This window comes from Dehalococcoides sp., assembly GCF_041654235.1.
In the GTDB taxonomy this organism is placed as follows: Bacteria; Chloroflexota; Dehalococcoidia; order Dehalococcoidales; family Dehalococcoidaceae; genus Dehalococcoides; species Dehalococcoides mccartyi_B.
Genome location: NZ_JBAZDW010000007.1, coordinates 25,933 through 40,417, shown reverse-complemented (window position 1 = coordinate 40,417; position 14,485 = coordinate 25,933). Strand labels below are relative to the sequence as shown.

At 47.2% G+C, this 14,485-nt stretch carries 14 protein-coding genes; 3 read left to right on the top strand and 11 right to left on the bottom strand.

Annotated features, from left to right (window positions below; genetic code table 11):
- The coding region (locus WC259_RS01840; protein WP_372642945.1) for a PAS domain S-box protein at positions 1-1,596 on the bottom strand (1,596 nt) is incomplete at its 3' end.
- Between the two features lie 133 nt (positions 1,597-1,729).
- On the opposite strand from WC259_RS01840, the gene WC259_RS01835 reads away from it, so the two are divergent.
- From WC259_RS01835 to WC259_RS01825, 3 genes are read left to right on the top strand one after another with little or no spacing between them, the layout of a single operon-like run.
- Positions 1,730-2,911 (top strand): class I SAM-dependent RNA methyltransferase, encoded by a 1,182-nt coding sequence (locus tag WC259_RS01835; protein ID WP_011929204.1) that lies wholly within the window; start codon positions 1,730-1,732, stop codon positions 2,909-2,911.
- A 35-nt stretch (positions 2,912-2,946) separates the two neighbouring features.
- Positions 2,947-3,483, top strand: a complete 537-nt coding sequence (locus WC259_RS01830; RefSeq protein WP_372642942.1) for a carbonic anhydrase — start codon at positions 2,947-2,949, stop codon at positions 3,481-3,483.
- A gap of 26 nt (positions 3,484-3,509) precedes the next feature.
- Complete coding sequence (locus WC259_RS01825) at positions 3,510-4,184, top strand: nucleoside triphosphate pyrophosphatase (protein WP_011309503.1); 675 nt, start codon at positions 3,510-3,512, stop codon at positions 4,182-4,184.
- Between the two features lie 44 nt (positions 4,185-4,228).
- Here WC259_RS01825 and WC259_RS01820 read toward each other — a convergent pair whose 3' ends face one another.
- The 10 genes from WC259_RS01820 to WC259_RS01775 form a co-directional block, all read right to left on the bottom strand.
- Positions 4,229-4,654 (bottom strand): DUF3795 domain-containing protein, encoded by a 426-nt coding sequence (locus WC259_RS01820; RefSeq protein WP_015407108.1) that lies wholly within the window; start codon positions 4,652-4,654, stop codon positions 4,229-4,231.
- Positions 4,655-4,681: 27 nt separating this feature from the next.
- Positions 4,682-6,382: an NAD+ synthase gene (locus WC259_RS01815; RefSeq protein ID WP_372642939.1), complete on the bottom strand. Its 1,701-nt coding sequence runs from the start codon at positions 6,380-6,382 to the stop codon at positions 4,682-4,684.
- Positions 6,383-6,466: 84 nt separating this feature from the next.
- Positions 6,467-7,798 (bottom strand): glutamine synthetase family protein, encoded by a 1,332-nt coding sequence (locus WC259_RS01810; protein ID WP_015407110.1) that lies wholly within the window; start codon positions 7,796-7,798, stop codon positions 6,467-6,469.
- Between the two features lie 125 nt (positions 7,799-7,923).
- Positions 7,924-8,262 carry a P-II family nitrogen regulator gene (locus WC259_RS01805; protein ID WP_011309507.1) on the bottom strand — a complete coding sequence of 113 codons (339 nt, stop codon included), beginning with the start codon at positions 8,260-8,262 and terminating at the stop codon, positions 7,924-7,926.
- Positions 8,259-9,485, bottom strand: coding sequence for an ammonium transporter (locus WC259_RS01800; protein WP_015407111.1), 1,227 nt, complete (start codon positions 9,483-9,485; stop codon positions 8,259-8,261). Before WC259_RS01800 ends, WC259_RS01805 begins: the two co-directional genes overlap by 4 nt.
- A gap of 138 nt (positions 9,486-9,623) precedes the next feature.
- On the bottom strand, positions 9,624-10,295 hold the full coding sequence (locus tag WC259_RS01795) for a DNA-binding response regulator (protein WP_372642934.1): 672 nt from the start codon (positions 10,293-10,295) through the stop codon (positions 9,624-9,626).
- Between the two features lie 21 nt (positions 10,296-10,316).
- Positions 10,317-11,087: a hypothetical protein gene (locus WC259_RS01790; RefSeq protein WP_012984384.1), complete on the bottom strand. Its 771-nt coding sequence runs from the start codon at positions 11,085-11,087 to the stop codon at positions 10,317-10,319.
- Entirely contained in the window at positions 11,088-12,590 is a 1,503-nt protein-coding gene (locus WC259_RS01785) for a glutamate synthase-related protein (RefSeq protein WP_372642930.1), read from the bottom strand.
- A 1-nt stretch (position 12,591) separates the two neighbouring features.
- Positions 12,592-13,353 carry an imidazole glycerol phosphate synthase subunit HisF gene (gene hisF / locus WC259_RS01780; protein ID WP_011929213.1) on the bottom strand — a complete coding sequence of 254 codons (762 nt, stop codon included), beginning with the start codon at positions 13,351-13,353 and terminating at the stop codon, positions 12,592-12,594.
- A complete protein-coding gene (locus WC259_RS01775) occupies positions 13,347-14,477 on the bottom strand; it encodes a hypothetical protein (RefSeq protein ID WP_011309513.1) in 1,131 nt (376 codons plus the stop codon). The genes hisF and WC259_RS01775 overlap by 7 nt, the downstream gene beginning before the upstream one ends.
- Between the last annotated feature and the right edge of the window lie 8 nt (positions 14,478-14,485).

Sequence of the window (14,485 nt, the reverse complement as noted above, 5' to 3'; positions counted from 1 at the left end):
GTCTGGAGTTATGTAATGTACAAAAACCGCATCACCTGAACCATTAAATAAAAACCGATAGCGTTTTTCACTCTCCTCCAGCATTTGGCGAGTCCTGTTACTCTTGAAAGCAATGGCCGCCAGAGCACCGAAAGAAGAAGCCACCCTGATATCGGATGCTCCAAACCCACCCGCTTTATTAAAAAGAGCCAGCAAGCCCACACTTCGCCCGCCAAGACGTACCGGGGCAAAAAGGGCATTTTCTGCTTTTAAGTAATTAGCCGGCAAAAACGCATAATAATCATCAGCCTTGAAATCATTTTCCAGTACAGTTTTTCCGCCTTGACTGGCCTGCAAAGCCAAACCTGCCAGAGGTATGGAAAGGGGAAGTTTCGGCTGTTCTTTAGTACTGTCAAAGTAAATGATACGGCAAACACCGCCTTCTACATGCCCCACAAAACCACTCTGGCAAGAGGTGATTTTCTTGCAGGAAGAATACACAGCCATAGCAGCTTCTTTAAAACCGGAATGTTCCAGTATGGCACGTGATGCATCCAGCAATGCCGCTGTTTCACGGGTACGCCGGCGGGTTTCTTCCAGCGAAAATTTCAGGGCTATTTCCATTTGCTTGCGAACAGTGGTTTCTATAAGGGAAAATACCAGCCCCTGTACTCTTCCTCGGGAATTTTTAATGGGTACCAGACTCCAATCCCAGTAGGTAATACCTCTCCAAGGTTGGTCAGGGTACTCAAAGGGTTTGTCACAAAATTCCACTGGCTTGCCTGTTTTGATCACCCGTCTAAAAATAGCTTCATTTTCAGCACTGGGGAAAAGGGCAAAATGATTTGCACCTATCAATTCAGCTTCAGTATGACCGCAATTTTTCATATAAGCCTGGTTAACTTTTATGAAGTTGAAATCTCTATCCAAAAAAGCCAGCTGGGTGGTTGTATTATCCATAATAGATTGAAAAGACTGCTTGTCACGTTCCAGGGTGCTGACCATTTCGGCTATTTTTTTATCATGCAGAGCAGCCTGCTTAAACAGTTTTTTGCGTTCGCTGATACCATTTTTATACTTGCTTATATCTGTAACCGTAGCTAATATACCGTTAAACTCTGTATCCTGCCCAAATGGCACCGAAACACTGAAAACCACCCATACCAGCCGCCCGTTACTCTTTTTCAGCTGGAGTTCATACCGGGCTGAAGTACCTTTTTTATGTTTTTCCCACTGGGCAAGTGCAGTTGCCAAATGGGCTTTACTGACCATCTCAAATATCGTTTTCCCATGGAGTACCTCAGAGGAATAGCCGGTTATCTGGCTGACACAGGGATTGACCAGTGTTATCCGGCCGTTGGCATCGGTGAGTATCACACCCTCATAGGCAGTTTCTATAATACGTCGGCAAATTTCTTTGGCATCTGGTGTATTTTGTTGACGAATCTCATCAGAAGCTGCTTCGGGAGCATTTTTTAAAATCTGAGAAGGCGCAAACGGAGATGCCCTTCCGGAAAAATGAAGAGCGGTTTGGTTTAAAAGCAATTTATCGTAGTTACCTTGCAGGTCTTCAAGTTCTGCATCCAGCCTGGCATTGGTTTTGCGAATTTTACGCATAATCCCCCCGGAGAACCAATTGTCTTAATTTTAGGCTATAAGTAAACTGGTAACAAGACATATTTTTAACCCAAGCTATATCCTGTCAAAATTAAACGCAAAACCTATATTTATGCTACAATGCCCCCTGCATATGAACGAAACTGCACCTGAGATAATTGAAAATGTCCGTCTTGAAGAAGGCCTGAACTTCGGACTTACTTCAGCCAGTCTGCCAAACCGTACCCTTGAGGTTTTTGGAGGTATTCAAGGTGAAACAGTGGATATCCGTCTTTTCGCACACAAGGCCGGGCGGGGTTATGCCCAAGTAATAAAAGCACACACCCCTTCAAGCGAAAGGGTCATTCCTTCCTGCCCGTATTTCGGTGATTGCACCGGCTGTACTTTCCAGCATATAAACTATATTCACCAGCTACAGCTAAAACACAGAATAGTAACCGCCGAATTCGAAAAAGCCGAGCTTTTCGGCATTGATATATCACCGGTAGTCCCTTCGGACGAGGAAAGCGGCTACCGCAATCATGCCCGCCTTTCCATTTACCATGCCAATCTGGGCTTTGTAAACCGCTTTTCACGCCGCCATATACAAATAGACCATTGCCGGATAATGAACCCCGGCATAAACAAGGTACTGGCCGGACTGCAAGGCAAATGCGGGGAAACCCGCCAGATTTCCATCCGCTACGGAAGCAATAAAGACAGCTACCTTATCCAACCAAAGCTGGTAAAAGCCAATGTAGATATTGAAAGCGGACAAAAAGAATACCATGATATTTTGCTGGGACATGATTTCTGCATATCTGCCGCTTCGTTTTTTCAGGTAAACAACCCTCAGGCTGAAAAAATGGCCAACCTCATAAAAAACCATCTGAATCTTAGCGGCAGTGAAACGCTGGTAGATGCCTATGCCGGAGTGGGTACATTTGCGGTACTTCTCAGCCCGGACTGCAAACGGGTGATAGCCATTGAGGAATCTGCCGCCGCCGTCAAGGATGCCTGTTTGAATATTTCGGGCATAGACAATATTGAACTCATCCAGTCCAAGACAGAGGACGTTATAAACCAGTTTGAAGGGCAAATGGACGCACTCATACTTGACCCGTCGCGCAGTGGCGCCCACCCGTCTGTCTTAGCCACTATATGCCAAAATCCACCCAGAAATCTGGTGTATGTGGCTTGTGACCCATCTTCTCTGGCCAGAGACCTTAAAATCCTGCTTGCCGGCCCGTTTGAACTCTCAAGTGTAATACCGGTAGATATGTTCCCTCAAACTTACCACGTTGAGACACTAGCTTTATTAAAATGCAAACTTTAGCTTTTCACCGTTAATCAACCGTAAGGTGGGCTTTTATGAAAATTGTAAAAATAACTGATGCCAGCCAGATACCGTCTGAATGCACCGACACCCCTATTGCCGAACTGATAGAGTATCAGAATCTGGGCAAGGAATTACATACCTGCCATTCTGCCCACCTTCTAATAGGTATGTGCATGGATAACCGAAAACAGCTGCGCATACCTGAAAACTTTGCCTATATACTCCGAACCGGCGGAGCAAACTTGCGAAACAGCGAATTCAAGGTCTCGTATGCAATAGCTATCGGCGAAGTCAAACATATAGCCCTTATCGCCCATAATAACTGTGGTATGGTAAATTTAGCTTCAAAGAAAGCCCAGTTTATACAGGGGCTTTGCAAAAATGCCGGCTGGAGCAGGGAAAGAGCTGAAGAGCATTTCATGAACTACGCCCCGATGTTTGAAATTGACAATGAAGCTGAGTTTGTGGTTGCAGAGGCCAAACGCCTGGCGGATAAATACCCCGGTATAATGGTTGTGCCACTCTATTATAGTCTTGATGATAACCTGCTCAGCCTGATTTTAGATTAAAATACCCTGTACGAAAGCAAACAGATATGCCTGATAATCCAACTGGCACACTACCTGAAATAATACTGGCTTCAGCCTCACCCCGCCGACGCCAGATACTAAGTGAGATGGGCTTTGTGTTTTCAGTCTGCCCCTCACAGGCTGAATTATACCCTGACGGTTCGGTTGCACCTGCCGAATTTGCCGTTTTAAATGCTCAAATCAAAGCCAAAGATATTGCCAGCAAATATAGCAACGGGCTGATAATAGCCGCAGATACCATAGTAGTAGATGATTTCGGCATACTGGGCAAGCCCTCTTCCAAAAAAGTAGCCTTAAACTATCTGTCAAGGCTGGGCGGCAAACCCCATACGGTTATAAGCAGTGTTTGTTTACTAAATGCCGAAAACGGCCAGATTCGCTCTGCCACCTGCCAAAGCACCTTGACTATGCGCCCATATACTCAGGCAGAAGCTCAAAGATATGTAGACAGCGGCCTTCCCATGGACAAAGCCGGTGCATATGGCATACAGGACAAGGAATTTAATCCGGCGGAGAATATACAAGGGTGCTACCTGAACGTAGTCGGTTTGCCGGCCTGTACTTTAGTGCGGTTGATAAACGAAATGGGTTTCAACCCAAAGCTTGCCCGCAACTGGAAACCTGAGGGGGATTGCACCCTCTGCCGTATATATCGCACCGAAATATCCCGTTTACGTTAGCCTGCCAGCCTTTCCTGCGGCTAAACCCCATAGCATACAGCCGACTAGACAGGGTGATTTATCGGGTATGTTTTAAGGCAACTGCTACAGGTGCGGTTATGAAGGCAAACTATCCCTTCACATTCGAGGCAGGTCCAGCATTCCTTTTCTCTGGCTGAAAAAACCTCAAAACCATTCTGCTTTAAAAACAGCCCGTTTTCAATCAGACTCAGCCCGTAACGCAGCCTGTATCTTTTATCTATATGGCCAATCAGGGAGCATGGAAATGCCCCGCACTCGGCACAGGCATTCACCCCATGTTCTGCGGCACATGCCTTTATCCGGCAATTCCGGCAGCTTTCTGATTTGGTAATACTATCGGTAAAACATCCCGGACAGACTTTCTTTTGCATAAGGTGAGCCCGACACGCCAGGCAGTTTATGCCGCAGGGGGCAAGCATTTGGGGATTGAGTGTTTCCGGCATTTTCATATTATTTACCCCACCCCAATTATCTGTTTAGTTTGCGTGATTATAGCGGTTGGTAATCGGCAGGCGACGGTCACGCCCAAAAGCTTTGGGGGTGATTTTTATACCCGGAGGCGCCTGACGGCGTTTATACTCACTGCGGTCTACCATTTTGACCACCCGCTTTACAATATCCGCTGCAAACCCCAATGCCACAATCTGGTCTATGCTTTTATCCTGCTCCACATAAGCTTCCAGAATAGGATCAAGCACCTCATAAGGGGGCAAGGAATCGGTATCAAGCTGGTTAGGTTTGAGTTCGGCAGACGGGGGTTTGGTCAGTACATTGTCCGGTATCAAGTCAAAACCAGCCAATTTGTTGCGATTGTGAGCCAGACGGTAAACCAGCACCTTGGGAACATCTTTGATAATGGCAAAACCGCCTGCCATGTCGCCATAAAGGGTGCTGTAGCCTATAGCCGTTTCGCTTTTATTACTGGTATTAAGCACCAGCCAGTGGAATTTGTTTGACAGCGCCATAAGCAGATTACCCCGAATGCGTGCCTGAATGTTTTCTTCGGTAGTATTAGCTTCAGTTCCGGCAAATACATCGGAAAGTGTATTTAGAAATGACTGAAAAAGCGGGTCTATGGGAATCTGAAGGGTTTTTATGCCCAGATTTCCCGCCAGATGCAGGCTGTCTGAAATACTGCCCGCAGAGGAATAACGGGAAGGCATGATAACCCCCACCACATTATCAGGGCCTAATGCATCAGCGGCAATAGTAGCCACCAAACTGGAATCTATTCCGCCGGAAAGGCCGATGACCACTTTCTTAAAACCGTTTTTATTTATGTAATCTCTGGTACCCAGTAACAGTGCCTGATATACCTCTGCATCTGCTTCCAAAGGAGTAAAGGCAATATTTTCAATAGGCGGCTTAAGGGTTTCAAACCCGGCAGACGAAACAAAAATAGAGTCCGGGACATTCGCATTTGTATCCGCCTGTCTGGGCAAGACCGGTATATCCAGATCCAGTACCACCAGGTCTTCCTGAAACTGCTTGCCTCTGATTAGCAGGTTGCCGTTATAATCAAATACATCACTGGCACCGTCAAATACCAGCTCATCCTGACCACCCACCATATTGGTATAGGCAATATACACCCGGTTTTCCCGGGCACGGTCAGACAACATTTTTTCACGCTGGTTTCTCTTGCCGAAATGATACGGCGAAGCACTTATATTGATAATCAGTTCCGCCCCTTTATTTGCCTGAGCGGTAGACGGGCCTGAGGTAAACCAAATATCTTCACAAATATTCACCCCCACCTGAAACCCGCAGATAGTATAAACGGGACAGCGGTTACCCGGCAGAAAATAGCGGTTTTCATCAAAAACGCCATAATTAGGTAAAAATATCTTGTGATAGCTATCAATCAGACTGCCATTATGGATAATGGCGGCAGCGTTACGAAGACCATCATGGGAATCTACATAACCCACAATCACCGTGATGCCTTGTGATGCTTTTATTACAGCATCCAGCGCCTGCAAGTTTTCTTCAACAAAACGGGGCTTATGCAGTAAATCTTCAGGGGGATAACCACAGATAGCCAATTCGGGAAAGGCTATAACATCTGCTCCAAGTGAACGGGCTTTTTGAACATGACTGACAATGCAGGCGGTGTTACCTGCCAAGTCACCCACCACACTATCAATTTGCGCCATGGCTAAACGCAGTCTTCCCATATTGCCCTCATATATAAAAACAGGGTCTGGTATAGGCTATTGTAACCTATTTGCCAGACCCTGTGCCAATTTATTCAGTAAAGGTTATAGAACGGGCAGATATCTCTTAAGTTCCCAGTCAGTAACAGCTATGCTGTACTGGCTCCATTCTATTTTCTTGTTAGCCACAAATGCATCAAAAACATGGTCACCCAGAGCTTCACGCACTACTGAACTGCCTTCAGTCAGCTTCAGGGCTTCCAGCAAACTGCCGGGCAAAGTCCCGATACCGCGCTTGGCACGTTCAATCTCGTTCATTTCGTAAACATTCTCTTCTATAGGAGCAGGAGGTGTCAGCTTTTCCTCGATACCCTTGAGACCGGCGGCCAGCATAACGCTGAAAGCCAAGTAGGGGTTACAGCCCGGATCAGCAGAGCGAAGCTCAATACGGGTGGACTTTTCATGTCCCGGTTTGTACTCAGGAACTCTTACCAGGTCAGCCCGGTTACGGCGAGCCCAAGAAAGATATACAGGAGCTTCAAAACCGGGTACAAGACGCTTGTATGAGTTTATCCACTGGTTGGTAACTGAAGTAAATTCGGGTGCATATTTGAGTATGCCTGCAATATATTGCTTGGCCATGGTGGACAAGTAATATGAATCTTTGGCATCAAAGAAAGCGTTCCTGTCACCCTTGAAAAGGCTCTGATGAGTATGCATGCCGGAACCATTTACGGAACCGACGGGCTTGGGCATAAAGCTAGCATGCAGACCATGCCGCATGGCCACTTCTTTAACCAGCAAGCGATAGGTCATAACATTGTCCGCCATGGTCAGAGCATCAGTATAGCGGATATCTATTTCATGTTGGCTGGGAGCAACTTCATGGTGAGCATATTCAACGATGATGCCCATATCTTGCAAAGCCACAATGGTTTCACGCCGAAGGTCAGTAGCCAAATCACGGGGAGTCAGGTCAAAGTAGCCGCCTTCATCCAGAAATTCGGTTGAATGGTCATTTTTGAAATAAAAATACTCCAGTTCAGGACCAATATAGAAGGTAAAACCCATCTCAGCCGCTTTTTTAAGATTGCGCTTAAGGACATAGCGGGGGTCACCCTCAAACTGTTCGCCTGACGGTTTCTTGATATCGCAAAACATGCGCCCAACCTGATAATCACCATTGGACCAAGGTATAATCTTGAAGGTATCCGGATCGGGCAAGGCTACCATATCGGATTCGTCTATGCGGGCATAACCTTCGATAGATGAACCATCAAAACCCATACCGTCTTCCAACGCTCTTTCAAGCTCGTTATAAGCAATGGAAAAACTTTTCAGTGAACCCAAAATGTCAGTAAACCATAGGCGAATAAACCGAACATTATGATCTTTGGCCGTTTTAAGAACGTACTCTACGGATTCTGCTCTCGTCATTTCTAACGTATCTCCTTTTATTGCTAGGGAAATATCTTTCCCTATTTTAGTTAACAGTTTACCAGTTATTTGTTTCGCTTTTATTTCGCAATTGTTTCCGATATGTTACGGCAACCGCCATAGCCCTAAACTGCATCGTTTCCTGTTTCACCGGTACGAATCCGTATAACTTGTTCAACCGGCAGGATGAATATCTTGCCATCACCTATACGCCCGGTCCGGGCAGCTTTGATAATGGCATCAACTGCAATCTGGCAGTCATCGTCGTGGCAAATAACCTCCAATTTGAGTTTGGGTAAAAATTCAACCCGATATTCACCCACTCTCCATTGTAAAGGAACACCCTTTTGTTTTCCGCGTCCGCTAACCTCTGAGACAGTCAGCCCTGCAAAACCCACCAGTTCCAATGCTTTTCTTACAGGTTCCAATCTTTCTTCACGGATAATAGCTTCTATCTTTTTCATCTGACGCTCCCCCCGTAAGCCCGTTCAGCGTGCTGGGCAATATCAAGACCTATGAGTTCTTCGGGTTCTTTTACCCTCAGTCCGACCACCTTATCTACAACTTTGGCTATTATGAAGCTACCTACGAAAGCAAATCCTCCTGTAACAGCCACACCCAGGGCTTGCTTAAGGAATAATTCCACGTTTCCGGAAAGAAGTCCGTCTGCACCGGCAGAGTTGACCGCCAGACTGGCGAAGATACCTGTTGCCAAAGCACCCCAGATACCGCCTACACCGTGTACCGCCATAACATCCAGTGAATCGTCAAACCCGCGTTTCATCTTGAATATCATAGCACCGTAGCAAACCAGAGCCGCCACTGCACCGATGGCAATAGCCGCCATAGGTGTTACAAAACCAGCCGCAGGAGTAATAGCTACCAGTCCGGCAACCGCACCGGTAACTGCACCCAGCAAGGACGGCCGGCGATGCCGCCAACTAAGGAATATCCAGCAAAGAGCTGCACTGGCAGCCGCAGTGTTGGTAGTAACGAAAGCGTTTGAAGCTAAACCACCGGCGGTCAAGGCACTGCCGCCGTTGAAACCGAACCAACCAAACCAGAGTAAAGCCGCACCCAGCATAACCATGGGCAGGTTGTTGGGCTCCATCTGTTCTTTAAGGAAACCGCGTCGGGCACCAAGTGCCAAAACCAGAGCCATAGCAGAAACACCGGCATTGATATGCACAACCGTACCACCGGCAAAGTCCAGAACACCCAGATTAAAAAGCCAACCACCATCGCCCCAAACCCAGTGGGCAATAGGTGAATATATAAGGCAAAGCCAGAGTGCTCCAAACATGAGCAAAGCGCTAAAACGGATTCTCTCTACTACTGCACCGGTAATAAGTGCCAGAGAGATAATAGCAAACATACCCTGGAACATCATGAAGGCCAGATGAGGTACTGTGGTGGCATAAGTATCAGACGGATCCTGCCCCACACCACTTAAGCCAAAGAAGTTCAGACCGCCTACCAACCCGTTTATATCGTTGCCGAAACCAAGGCTGTAACCGATCAAGACCCAGAGTACACCACCCAGAGCCATTGCCCCAAAGCTCATCATAAGAGTGGAAACCAGATTTTTGCGCCGAACCATGCCTCCATAAAACAGAGCCACGCCCGGGGTCATTAGCATGACCAAAGCGGTGGAGACAAGTAACCAAGTCGTATCGCCGCTGTCCATAACTAAACCCTCCTCCTGTATCTTTATATATACAGTTTAGCTATGGCAGGTTAAAAACAGATTAAGCCTGTATTGCAATCAAATTAATTTTAAGTTTCGGGGATGTTACAGCGGAAAGAAAACCGGAATTGAAAAACGCTAAAAACGGCGTTTAAAGCGGTAGCCAATGTTACGTACCGTCTCAACAAATGTATGAGTTGAATCCTCTATTTTGCCACGCAAACGGGTAATGTGGACATCTACAGTGCGGTCACCGCCGTAATAGTCATATCCCCACACCTTGTTAAGCAAAGCCTCGCGTGAAAAAACCCGTCCCCTGTTTTGGGCTAAAAATTTTAAAAGCTCAAATTCACGGAATGTCAGCTCAAGCAATTGCCCTGCCAGAGTAACCTCGCAACCAAGGGTATCTATTATAAGGTCACCGGCCTTAATAATACCCGGCTCACCCATGCCCCATTTTTCAGCCAAACGCGCCAAGCGGACTTTGAGTTCATTTACCGAACCGGGCCAGCGAATAAAATCATCCAGCCCCGGTTTAAGGGCTATATCTTCATAATCATCAGCCGGTAATAAACCCATAACCAGAGGGTTTTTGTCCAACAGAACATCTTCCGGTATTCCCCATTCGGATTGTTCAGCTTTAAGACTGAGATAATCCAACAGAATAATGTCAGGTGCAAATTCGAACAAAGAGGGATAGGCTAAAACACAAGAGACCGCCTGTTTTATCTCAAACCGGTCAGCCTCCAGTTCCTTCAGCAAATTACCATTTTTTTTAGCATCAGCAGTGACAATAAACAGTTTTAACAACTGACCCGCCTTAAGTATTTCCTAATAAGCGTACATCCTGCCATAAGGCCTGAGATACTTAGGATAGAGCTTGTAGAAAGGCCTAGCAGCTATCTCCTCTGCATTATAACCAAAGTACAGGGCAAATTCATCAATCAAGGGGCGCAATACTTGCCAGTCCGATTCATCCAACTCGGCCTTAGCCACTTCTTTGCCCAGCTGGTGGTCTTCTACCTTGCCGCTCATATATATTACACCGCCATGCATGCCTGTGCCTATAAAGTTGGCCTTGTGGGTTTCATTTTCTTCAAGACCCAAACCCAGCACAACCAGCACGCCTCCGGCCATGTACTCACCCAAAAAGTCCTGAGCGGTACTGCCTATAACCAGTGAGGGTTTTTTATCCTGATAGGCTTTCATATGTATACCGGCCCGGTAACCCACATAATCACGCACAAAGAGTTTGCCGCCGCGGGCAGACATGCCAAATATGTCTCCTCCGTGCCCGTGCACCACTATACGTCCGTTATTTAGAGTATTGCCGCAGCAATCCTGTACATTCCCGTTAACAGTTATGCTCGGACCATCCATAAAAGCCCCCAGGTCATTACCGGGTGTGCCATTTATGGTTATTTTCACATCCCCTTTAAGGCTGGTACCTATATACCGTTGACCGCAGGCATTATTGAGCTCCAAGGAACGGGTGCCTTCATTTACCAGCTCACACAAACGGGTATTCAGATCACGGTAGTAAACACCGTGTAAATTAACACAGGCATTATCCTGATTTTGTTTTACTTCAATGCTAGTCATTTATTCACCTGCCGCCCTTACTCCCAGTATTTTCAGCTCTTCAGCGGATAGACCCACACCCCGCAGATGGAGGCGGTTACCTCTGAGACTTTCAATAGCATTTACGCCCAAGCCGCCCAGCATATCCTTAATCTCCAAACTCCAACCGCGAAGCAGATTGGAAAGGCGCTTGGCTCCTATTTCAGGGTTGATCCTCTTGGTCAGAGCCAAATCTGAGGTACAAATACCCCAAGAGCATTTGCCGGTATGGCATTGCTGGCAGAGATGACAGCCTAAAGCTACCAGAGCGGCTGTGCCGATATTGACAGCGTCAGCACCCAAAGCAATAGCCTTGAAAACATCACCGCTGTTGCGGATACCGCCTGAAATCACCAGCGAAGCCTGATTACGGATACCTTCTTCACGCAGTCGTGAATCAACCGCCGCCAGAGCCAGTTCAATAGGTATACCCACGTTATCACGGATAACCTTGGGAGCAGCACCGGTAGCACCCCGCATACCGTCAATGGTCACAATATCCGCACCCGCCCGGACAATACCGCTGGCAATAGCTGCCACGTTATGTACCGCTGCAATTTTTACTGAAATGGGCACGCGATACCGGGTGGCTTCTTTAAGGCCATATATAAGCTGTGAAAGGTCTTCAATAGAGTAAATATCGTGCTGGGGGGCGGGAGAAATAGCATCTGTCCCCATGGGTATCATGCGGGTAAGGGAAACATCTGCACTCACCTTTTCACCGGGCAAATGTCCGCCAATGCCGGGTTTGGCACCCTGGCCTATTTTGATTTCTACTATTCGGCCGGAGTTCAGGTAATCATTCTGGACACCATAACGGCCGGAAGCTACCTGCACAATGGTATTATCCTTAAATTCCATCAGGCTGGAGTGAAGACCGCCTTCACCGGTATTCCACATAGTGCCCATGTTTTTGGCGGCCTGAGCCAGAGAACGGTGGACATTCAGGCTTATAGCGCCGTATGACATGGCAGAGAACATCAGCGGTACGTCAATCTTTACCTGTGGAGCAACATTCTCTTCTATATTGCCGTATTTATCAAAAGTGGCTTTTTCAGGTTTGCGTCCCAAATAGGTGGTCAGTTCCATAGGCTCACGCAAAGGGTCTATGGAGGGGTTGGTAACCTGTGAAGCATTTATAAGCAGTTTATCCCAGTAAATGGGCTTGGCCTTGTCCATCCCCATGCCGGTAAGTAGAACACCGCCTGTTTCAGCCTGCTTGAAAATATCTTCTATCATTTCAGGCGTCCAGTTGGCATTCTGGCGGTATTCCAGAGGATTATTCCGAACTACCAGCGCACCGGTGGGGCAGAAAGTCACACAGCGGTGACAACCCACACAGTTCTGGTTGCGAACCTTTATCTGATCGTCATCCGCGTCATAATAGTGGGTATCAAAGCTGCACTGGGTTATGCAGACCTTGCACTTGATACAACGATCTTCAATTCTGTCTACTATAAATTTAGAAGGTAAAAATGTCTTCATTTTAGTTCTCCAGCCTTACCGGCAAACCCTTGCTCTTAAGATACTTTTTTACTTCGGCTATGCTATACCGCCCGTAATGGAAAATGCTAGCCGCCAGCACCGCATCTGCCTGCCCCTTATCCAGGGCGTTATACAGGTCTTCCGGGCTACCTGCTCCGCCGGAGGCGATAACAGGTATATTTAAGCGGGAACTTACTTCCCGATTAAGTTCGTTGTCATATCCGGTATTTTTACCGTCGGCATCAATACTGGTCAGGAGTATTTCCCCCGCACCCAACTGCTCTGCTTTCATCGCCCACTCCACCGCATCCAGACCGGTGGGTTTCTTTCCGCTATGGGTATAAACCTGCCAACTATTGCCTTCCCTTTTGGCATCAATGGCTACCACGATACACTGGCGGCCAAATTTTTCAGCCCCACGGCTTATCAGATCAGGGTCAGATACTGCTGCCGAATTTACAGAAACTTTGTCAGCACCTGCCCTGAGCAGCGTAGTCATATCAGCAATGCTCCGCAGACCGCCCCCCACACACAGTGGTATAAAAACCTCTTTGGATACTTTTTCCACCACCTCAGCCATAGTCTTGCGTTCTTCGGTAGTGGCGGAAATATCCAGAAATACCAGCTCGTCAGCACCTTCACGGTAGTAACGGGCCGCCAGTTCCACCGGGTCACCGGCATCACGCAGATTTACAAAACTGGTGCCTTTGACTACCCGTCCGTTATTCACATCTAAACATGGAATAACCCGCTTATTCAGCATGTAGTAGCTTCCTTCTGAGCTTTAATGGGATTCTTCAAACTGCCAATCACCGGCACGCCCCCAACGGGCAACCAGACCTTATCCAGTTCAGGTTGTACCAGCCTGATAGCAGACTCTTCAGATGAAATAAACAGTTTGGATCGGTATTCACCAACTACCATAGGACGCAGGCGGATACGGTCAGTCATACCTATCATTTCGCCGGTATGAGCTATGATAACGGTAAATGGTCCGTTCAAGAGCAAACCGCCATAAATCTGACGAAGAGTAATCATAATCTTCCGTTCGGCTTCCGGCATACGGGCAATCTGGCTCCAAAGAGGGGCGGAGAATACCTTGGCAGCCATCTCAACAGACAGGCCGTGCTTGCGCATCAGCAGGTCTACTCCATAAGCTATTACCTCAGTATCGGTTTCCATAGTACACTGGTAGCCGTATTGCTCCAGAAAACGCTTGTTTATACCATAGGAAGAAATTTCACCGTTATGCACCACCGTCCAATCCAGCAAGCTGAAAGGGTGAGCACCGCCCCACCATCCCTTGGTATTGGTAGGAAAGCGGCCGTGGGAAGTCCACAGATAGCCTTCGTATTCCTCCAGACGGAAGAACCGGCCGATATCCTCAGGATAACCCACACCTTTGAAAACACCCATGTTTTTGCCGCTGGAAAAGACGAAAGCATCATCTATACAGGTGTTTATATACATTACCCGGTCTACCACATAATCTTCTTCGCTAAACTGCCCGCGCTTTTCAGCACTGATAGAAACAAAGTATCTCCAGACAATGGGAGGGTTAACAATCCCCTTCTGGTCACGGGTAGGAACTTCTTCTTTGTGTTTAACATTCAGGAATTTTTCCAGAAAACACTCCGTCTCGGTTTTAGCTTTCTGGCTAAGGAACATGATATGAAAAGCATAATCATCTGCAAAATCAGGGTAGATGCCATAAGCGGCAAAACCGCCGCCCAGTCCGTTTCCGCGATCATGCATACTGCCGATAGCAATAATCAAATCTTCCCCGGAAAAACGCCCTCCGGAGGTATCCATCACCCCAAAAAGCGAACAGGCATCTATAACCTTGCTGTCCGAATGGCTATTGCTTACTCTAGTTAAGTCTCTCATGGAAATCT

Excerpts from the sequence above, each read along its gene's own strand:
- WC259_RS01790 (WP_012984384.1), bottom strand. The coding sequence starts at position 11,087 with ATGACTAGCATTGAAGTAAAACAAAATCAGGATAATGCCTGTGTTAAT.
- hisF (WP_011929213.1), bottom strand. The coding sequence starts at position 13,353 with ATGCTGAATAAGCGGGTTATTCCATGTTTAGATGTGAATAACGGACGG.
- WC259_RS01785 (WP_372642930.1), bottom strand. The coding sequence starts at position 12,590 with ATGAAGACATTTTTACCTTCTAAATTTATAGTAGACAGAATTGAAGAT.
- WC259_RS01815 (WP_372642939.1), bottom strand. The coding sequence starts at position 6,382 with ATGGGAAGACTGCGTTTAGCCATGGCGCAAATTGATAGTGTGGTGGGT.
- WC259_RS01830 (WP_372642942.1), top strand. The coding sequence starts at position 2,947 with ATGAAAATTGTAAAAATAACTGATGCCAGCCAGATACCGTCTGAATGC.
- WC259_RS01820 (WP_015407108.1), bottom strand. The coding sequence starts at position 4,654 with ATGAAAATGCCGGAAACACTCAATCCCCAAATGCTTGCCCCCTGCGGC.
- WC259_RS01800 (WP_015407111.1), bottom strand. The coding sequence starts at position 9,485 with ATGGACAGCGGCGATACGACTTGGTTACTTGTCTCCACCGCTTTGGTC.
- WC259_RS01775 (WP_011309513.1), bottom strand. The coding sequence starts at position 14,477 with ATGAGAGACTTAACTAGAGTAAGCAATAGCCATTCGGACAGCAAGGTT.
- WC259_RS01810 (WP_015407110.1), bottom strand. The coding sequence starts at position 7,798 with ATGACGAGAGCAGAATCCGTAGAGTACGTTCTTAAAACGGCCAAAGAT.
- WC259_RS01825 (WP_011309503.1), top strand. The coding sequence starts at position 3,510 with ATGCCTGATAATCCAACTGGCACACTACCTGAAATAATACTGGCTTCA.
- WC259_RS01805 (WP_011309507.1), bottom strand. The coding sequence starts at position 8,262 with ATGAAAAAGATAGAAGCTATTATCCGTGAAGAAAGATTGGAACCTGTA.
- WC259_RS01835 (WP_011929204.1), top strand. The coding sequence starts at position 1,730 with ATGAACGAAACTGCACCTGAGATAATTGAAAATGTCCGTCTTGAAGAA.